Here is a 7564-nt window from a genome sequence, read left to right as displayed (position 1 = left end):
GTAAAATTAGAAGGAGACAATTATATCACAAGTACCAGATCAAATGAGCTCATCATACTACCTGCTGATATTACTCAATTAGTGGAACTAAAAAGTAAATCCTTTATATATGATGGTAAGCCAAAGTCACTTATAATATCAGGTGAAGTTCCACAAGAACTAACACTTACTTATACTAACAATACACACACAGAAGTAGGTAACCATACTGTCACAGCCACACTAAGTGGTAGTAGTAATTATACACCAATGCCATATAGAGTATCTGCGACTTTATCAATTACTAAAGTACAAGAAGAATTACCTTCTTTAGACAAAGTGATTTTTGAACACAAAACAGAAACGTACACTGGAGAAGTAATCTCGATTGAAGCAACTAATCTTCCTGACTTAGTAACTGTAAAATACAACCTAAATAAGTACATCAACACGGGTACATATCAAGTAGTAGCGTCATTCTATTTCAAGGATATCTTACTAGGAACTAAGTCTGCTACACTTACTATTGAGAAAGCGCGTATCACAGGAGTAAAGTTTAGTAAAAAAGAAGTAACCTACGATGGCAAAGAACACGAACTACTATTAGAAGGAGAACTACCTCTAGGAGTAACTGCTACCTATAAAAACAACAAAGCTACTAACGCAGGTACATATAAAGCATCTGTAAAATTAGAAGGAGACAACTATATCACAAGTACTCGTACAAATCTATTGATCATTCGACCAGCAGATCTGACTAGATTAGTGAGATTAAAGAATCAATCGTTCAAGTATGATGGACAGCCAAAATCTTTAAATATAGAAGGGCATATACCTCAAGGGCTACGTATTACTTATCAAAACAATACGCATACAGACATTGGACACTATACGGTTACAGCCACATTAGAAGGAAGTAGTAACTACACTCCTATGCCTTATACAATGACAGCAATATTAGCTATAAGCCACGAAGGCGAAACTCTACCAATGCTGGACAACGTTATATTTGAAGATAAATCTGTTATTTACAATGGTAACTCTCATAAACTAGAAGCATACAATATTCCTAATGAAGTCAATGTAGAATATGACAGAAACTACTATGACAACGCAGGAGAATATAGTATAAAAGCTTCTTTCTATTATAAATCAATCCTTATTGGTACTAAAACAGCCAAATTAACAATAGAGAAAGCTAAACTAACTAATATCACATTTAGCAAACTTATAGTGGATTATACAGGTAAACCTCAGAAGATCTTAATCAAAGGAAAACTGCCTAAAGGAGTGACTGCCACTTACGAAAATAATATTCACACAGACGCAGGCATTTACAAAGCTAGTGTTACACTAGAAGGCGATAATTATATTACTAGCAAACGCACAGCTAATCTTACAATCAAGCCACTTGATATACACAAATTCATTTCATTTCCTAACCAAGCTTTTGTATATGACGGTCAACCTAAAACACTTACCTTGACAGGAAACTTACCCCATCCTCTAAAAGTGACTTATGAAAACAATACACATACAGAAATAGGGAAATATCAAGTAAAAGCGACCATTGAAGGAAGTAGTAATTATGCTCCAATGCCTTATGTAATAACAGCAACTTTGGTCATCAGAAGTGATGATGAAGCAGCTGATATAGTTGAATTATCTATTAATGAACAAGTGTTTAAAAACCCAACCAATAAGATAACATACATCTTGCCTTGTGGAGAAAAATATGCTCGAATAGAGTTTAATGAATTAAGTGCAGGAGCTTTTATCACTAACAACATAAAAGAGGAATACTTATTACATTATGCAGGTACGTTTACAATTCCTGTAACAGTTAAATCTGAATCACAGACACTCACTAGAGAATACACAATAGAACTAATCAGACCCGTACCTTTCGAAAAAGTAGCGATAATGAAGCCTGATAATTCTTTTGTCATTAATATGAACTCAGCCACAAACGGAGGTTTTAACTTCACCTCATTTAATTGGTATAGAGATAATATGCTAGTGAGTACAAATAACTATTATGTAGCAGGGGCGTACAGTGATATCAATAACAATAATCAAGTCAAACATCACTTAATACTGACAACGGATAAAGGAGAAAAAGTCTATACCTGTAAACAAATTATAGAGATCAATAATACAAACAAGGTCAAACTGTTCCCAAATCCAGTAGATCAGAACAAAATAATCAATATTGTTTTTGATATGGATAGAACCACTTTTAGTCCTGCTAGACTAGAAATATATTCTATACTAGGAAACAAGGTATTAGAGGCAGAACTTCCCAACCGAGAGAACAGTGTTCACCTCCCACCACATTTACAAAGTGGTAAATACATCGCAGTTATTCTAATCAATAACGAAAAGAAAATTATCAACTTCATCATCAAATAATTTTTTACTTTCTGTTTATACTTCCGAAAGGTTGAATCTCATCACTGAGTTCAACCTTTCTTTTTTTAATAATCTCAGTAAATCCTACTACACCTCTTTTGTCATTCTGAGCTTGCGAAGAATCCCATCCTACATGATTGTAGAGTTACCTGTGAGACCCTTCCTATCGTAAGTATGACATAGATAACGGATTAGTAGTTCCGTGTTATATGATTAACAATTAATATTTCCAGTTGTAATCATTCTGAGTCTACGAAGAATACCATCCTATACATCCACTCCTAATGTCCATTCTGAGCCTGCGAAGAATCTCATCCTATAGAGAAATACTAGTGAGATAATTACATACACTACCCTCACAGAATTACCCCAAAACTTAAAAACACTTTTTCTTCTTTTCGTTCTGATTACAGTCAAAAAATAAGAATACCCTCTCTAATTTCTCTTCTTTCCTTCACTTGTCTCCTCTTGAAGAAAACCAATCCTGCTAAAAGGTTCCTTTTTTCTAATTTTTTTTAATTGCACAAAAACATTATAAGTTGTATATCAGTTATTTATTAGAAATCCTAATTATACCAACTACTTGACAAGGTCAGTAAAAATACACTACAAGAGCCTTTCCTTGGACAATAGTTGGAGAATACTAGGACAATAACGGGGTTAAAGCAACTTTTGCCCAATAATACTCCTTTTATACTTCTTCTACTCTTCTTTTATGAAAACTTAATATGATCATACAGCATTAAAAATAAGCTCTATAGAAGGCGAAATCATTCGCTTTGATATTCTTCATTTCATGTCCTCATTTTTATAAAGTGTGATGTACATTAGGACAACTTCTTTTATCGATTGTTTGAACAGTTAAATAATCATATATCAGTATTTTATATCTTGTAATAACCAAAAAACGAGATAATCATGGCAGAAATCAAAGAAGGAATATTAGGTGCTGTAGTAGGAAAAGTAGGAACCGTAGTGGGCGTACTGTGGAGAGGGAGAAATATACTCCGCGCTAAGCCGCTAAAATCAAGTAAAAAAGCGACAGAGGCTCAGCTAAAACAATGGAATAAGATGAGTCTCGTCTCTACCTTCGCTAGTAAGTTCAAGGATTTTGTCAATGCGCATTGCCCTGCGGTCTACAACGGAGAGAAATGGATGACAGGAAAAGAACAAATGATTTCTAGACTGATGAAACAAGGCATCGCAATACATGAAGGAGAGCAATATGTACAAATAGACAAGGTGCTGCTCTCTATTGGAACCCTAGCTCCTGCTGTGATTAAGAAAATCAGCACACTCAAAACAGGTAAGCTAAAAGTACAATGGGATAATCATCTGATCAATCCCCTGACGCTAGATACAGACGTACTAACGATTATGGCGTATCACGAAGAATTAGATAAATTCACGACCATCTCTAATATCGGGCAACGCAAAGATAGATATACTCACTTCTCTTTACCTAAGGAATGGCAAGAGGGGAAAGTCTATCTGTGGAGTATGTGGAAAGCAGAAGATGGTAGTGTACATAGTACAAGTTGCTTTCATGGAACATTAGAAATGGATATTGAGGGGGCTGGATATGAGGGAACAGGGAACCGAGAAACAGATAACAGGGAAACAGATAACAGGGAAACTGAGAATAAGGAAACTGGGAACAGAGAAACAGATAACATGGAGACTGGAAACGAGGGAACACTTGTTCCTATAACGGATAATGTAAGTGAATCCTCTCTTCCTATCCCACTTATGGAAGAAGAGTCCATAACTAAAAAAGAACTACCGCCTGGACTCATTCGTCAAGTCAGAAAGAAAATCATAAAAGAAATAAAGTCAAGAGAGTATTCTACTAGAGATAATAAGCATGAAGGGGTTATTTATGAAGTGCGATATGTCTTAGAAGCACTAAAGGCTGAAAAGGAACAGAGAGAGTGAAATAGCAAAGGCTAATTCACAGCACATTATTCTTTAAATCTAGTAGAGTATATCACAATAATTTAAGGCACTTACGCATTATCTTAATAGCGAATAGCTTTTAAATTAGTACTCGCTATTTAAACCATTCTTACATATATAAAGTCACTTATGAACTGGGAGGATAAATTAAACAAGCTGGGAGGGGTAGAAATACTATCCACTTTTATAAAACTGAATGATCATAATTTGGATATAGCGCAGTATATTAAATATAATAATTTACAGTTACCTAAAGCATATCTTACATTCTCCACTCGTTATGGTTATGGTCTATTTAATAATGATATCGTTGTCAAAAGTATTGATAGAATCCCTGTAGGCTATAGCGATAATACAATCCCTGTATCTTTCATTTATGGTTGGGGAGCTGATGACGAATCTCTACAAAACACAAGAAAGTCATTACTAGATCAGATTGACAAACATTATTTTGTGTTTGCTGAAGGAAACCCAGGAGATTATATCTTAATCAATATGTCCAATGGAAGTATCTATTATTATGCTCATGATGATTTACCTACTAATAGTTTATATCTGATAGCGAATAGTTTTGAAAACTTTATAGATAGACTTCAACTCAATACAAATACAATCCATGATGAAGATGATGATCTAGAAGAAGAGTGGTTTGCTGATGATTTTTAAAGTTACATCATATTGAATTGCTATAAATTAGATTTTGTATTGATTCGATTTCTTGTTCTAATTTAGAACTCTTTATTACTAGAGGTTTTACATTCTCTCTCCTCACCTACTCCTTAAAAATCAGAAGTGACAAACTTTAACTAATTCCAGCACTTAGAGGTAGATTATTTATAAATAAGTGTCAGAGTTTATCTATAATTATTATTTATATTTGTAGCGAGTTATAACAATATGTATTAAAAAGAAATAGAATGAATACAGACGAAAAGTTTCACGACGAAATGGGAGACAACCACATCGCATCTAGTGATGCAACTCCACTTAGAAGTGATGCATTTGACCGCACAGATGACGAAAAAATAGAATTGATAAAAAAAGATGTAGAAAACATTCTTAACACTTTAGGATTAGACTTAACAGATGACAGTCTTAAGGGTACACCTAACCGTGTAGCTAAAATGTTTGTAAAAGAGATGTTTGGAGGATTAAATCCTGCTAAAAAGCCAAGTGCTTCTACATTTGACAATAAATATAAATACAACGAGATGTTGGTAGAAAAGAACATTGTAGTTTATTCTACTTGTGAACATCACTTACTACCTATCGTTGGGCGTGCTCACGTAGCATATATATCTAATGGTACTGTAGTAGGTCTTTCTAAGATGAACCGTATCGTTGATTTTTATGCAAAGAGACCTCAGGTACAAGAGCGTTTAACTATTCAGATTGTAAATGAATTAAAACGTGTATTAAACACAGAAGATGTGGCATGTATCATCGATGCAAAACACTTATGTGTAAACTCAAGAGGAATCCGCGATATCGAAAGTAGTACTGTAACTGCTGAGTTCGGAGGAAAATTCCAAGATGAGAACGTTCGTAAGGAGTTCTTAAACTATATCCAATTAGAGACTAAGTTCTAAACATTACAAATTATATTATGCCTTTATATCAAGAACAGCAATTAAAAATGTACAACTCCATCACTGGAGAGAAAGAAGTTTTCAAACCTATCCATGAGGGTAAAGTGGGTATGTATGTATGTGGACCAACAGTCTACAACTATGTACACCTTGGGAACTGTCGTACTTTTATATCTTTTGACTTGGTATATCGTTATTTAAAACACTTAGGATATGCTGTGCGTTACGTTCGTAATATTACTGACGTAGGACATATGGTAGACGATGTAGATGAAGGAGAAGATAAAATCGCTAAAAGAGCGCGTATTGAGCAGATAGAACCAATGGAGATTGTTCAAAAATATACTTTGAACTTTCACAATATTCTAAAACAGTTCAATAACCTACCTCCTAGCATTGAACCAACGGCTACTGGGCATATCATTGAGCAAATAGAAATCATACAAGCGATCATCAACAATGGTTTTGCTTATGAGGTGAATGGATCTGTGTACTTCGATGTAGAGAAATACAATCAGTCTCATAACTATGGAATATTAAGTGGCCGTAAGATAGAAGATATGTTATCTAATACAAGAGATTTAGATGGACAATCTGACAAGCGCAATCCACTAGACTTTGCACTTTGGAAAAATGCAGAGCCTCAGCATATCATGAGATGGCCTTCACCATGGGGAGATGGATTCCCTGGATGGCATCTAGAGTGTACTGCTATGAGTACAAAATACTTAGGTAAACACTTCGATATACACGGAGGTGGAATGGATTTAAAATTCCCTCACCACGAATGTGAGATTGCACAGAATGAAGCTTCTACAGGTAACTCACCTGTAAACTACTGGATGCATGCTAATATGCTTACTCTAAACGGTAAGAAAATGGCTAAATCTACAGGGAATAATATTCTTCCTGATGAATTATTCTCTGGCGAGAACAATATCCTTAGCAAAGGGTTTGCTCCTGCTGTAGCAAGATTCTTTATCTTACAAGCGCACTATAGAAGTATCTTAGACTTCTCTGATGATGCTATCTTAGCGTCTGAAAGAGGATATCAAAGATTAATGGAAGCTATCAAATCTCTAAAAGATTTGAAAACTTCTAGCAACTCTTCTGTTGATATCACAAAATGGAGACAATCGTGCTATGATGCAATGAATGACGACTTTAACAGTCCGATTTTAATTGCAAACTTATTTGAAGCAGTTAAATTCATTAACCTAATTAAGGATAATAAAGAGACTATTTCGGCTACAGATTTAGATACTTTAATTAATAGTATGAGCGCATTTGTATTTGATGTATTAGGTTTAGAAAACACTGAAACAGCAAGTGCTAATAACGAAAAACTAGAAGGTTTAGTCAATATGCTTATCGGAATGCGCAACGAGGCTAGAGCAAACAAAGATTTCGCAATGTCAGACCACATTCGAGATGAACTAGCTAAAATCGGTATTCAACTAAAAGATGGTAAAGAAGGTACTTCTTTCTCTCTATAAATACACAAAAGAGGTTATTCTATGAATAGCCTCTTTTTTTATACATACCTCACCTACAATAGTTAAGTTTATTTTTTGTGATTATAAAATAGTCTTGCTAAAACTAATTCCTTCTACTCATTTCTAACCTAG

The 7564-nt window shown here is 34.5% G+C and carries 5 protein-coding genes; all 5 read left to right on the top strand.

Going from position 1 to position 7564, the window contains the following annotated elements; genetic code table 11:
• A partial coding sequence (locus tag MODO_RS16260) for a T9SS type A sorting domain-containing protein (protein WP_155601579.1) occupies positions 1–2391 on the top strand: 2391 nt, incomplete at its 5' end.
• Positions 2392–3309: 918 nt separating this feature from the next.
• Positions 3310–4326: a DUF6266 family protein gene (locus MODO_RS16255; protein ID WP_006259269.1), complete on the top strand. Its 1017-nt coding sequence runs from the start codon at positions 3310–3312 to the stop codon at positions 4324–4326.
• Positions 4327–4476: 150 nt separating this feature from the next.
• Complete coding sequence (locus tag MODO_RS16250) at positions 4477–5013, top strand: SMI1/KNR4 family protein (protein WP_006259270.1); 537 nt, start codon at positions 4477–4479, stop codon at positions 5011–5013.
• Positions 5014–5264: 251 nt separating this feature from the next.
• Complete coding sequence (gene folE, locus MODO_RS16245; protein WP_006259271.1) at positions 5265–5936, top strand: GTP cyclohydrolase I FolE; 672 nt, start codon at positions 5265–5267, stop codon at positions 5934–5936.
• A gap of 17 nt (positions 5937–5953) precedes the next feature.
• Positions 5954–7432, top strand: a complete 1479-nt coding sequence (gene cysS / locus MODO_RS16240) for a cysteine--tRNA ligase (protein ID WP_006259272.1) — start codon at positions 5954–5956, stop codon at positions 7430–7432.
• Positions 7433–7564 lie beyond the last annotated feature (132 nt).

It is taken from the genome of Myroides odoratimimus (assembly GCF_001485415.1).
Taxonomy (GTDB): domain Bacteria; phylum Bacteroidota; class Bacteroidia; order Flavobacteriales; family Flavobacteriaceae; genus Flavobacterium; species Flavobacterium odoratimimum.
Note: the sequence above shows the minus strand (reverse complement) of the source record. Positions and strands in the feature narration are given on the sequence as shown.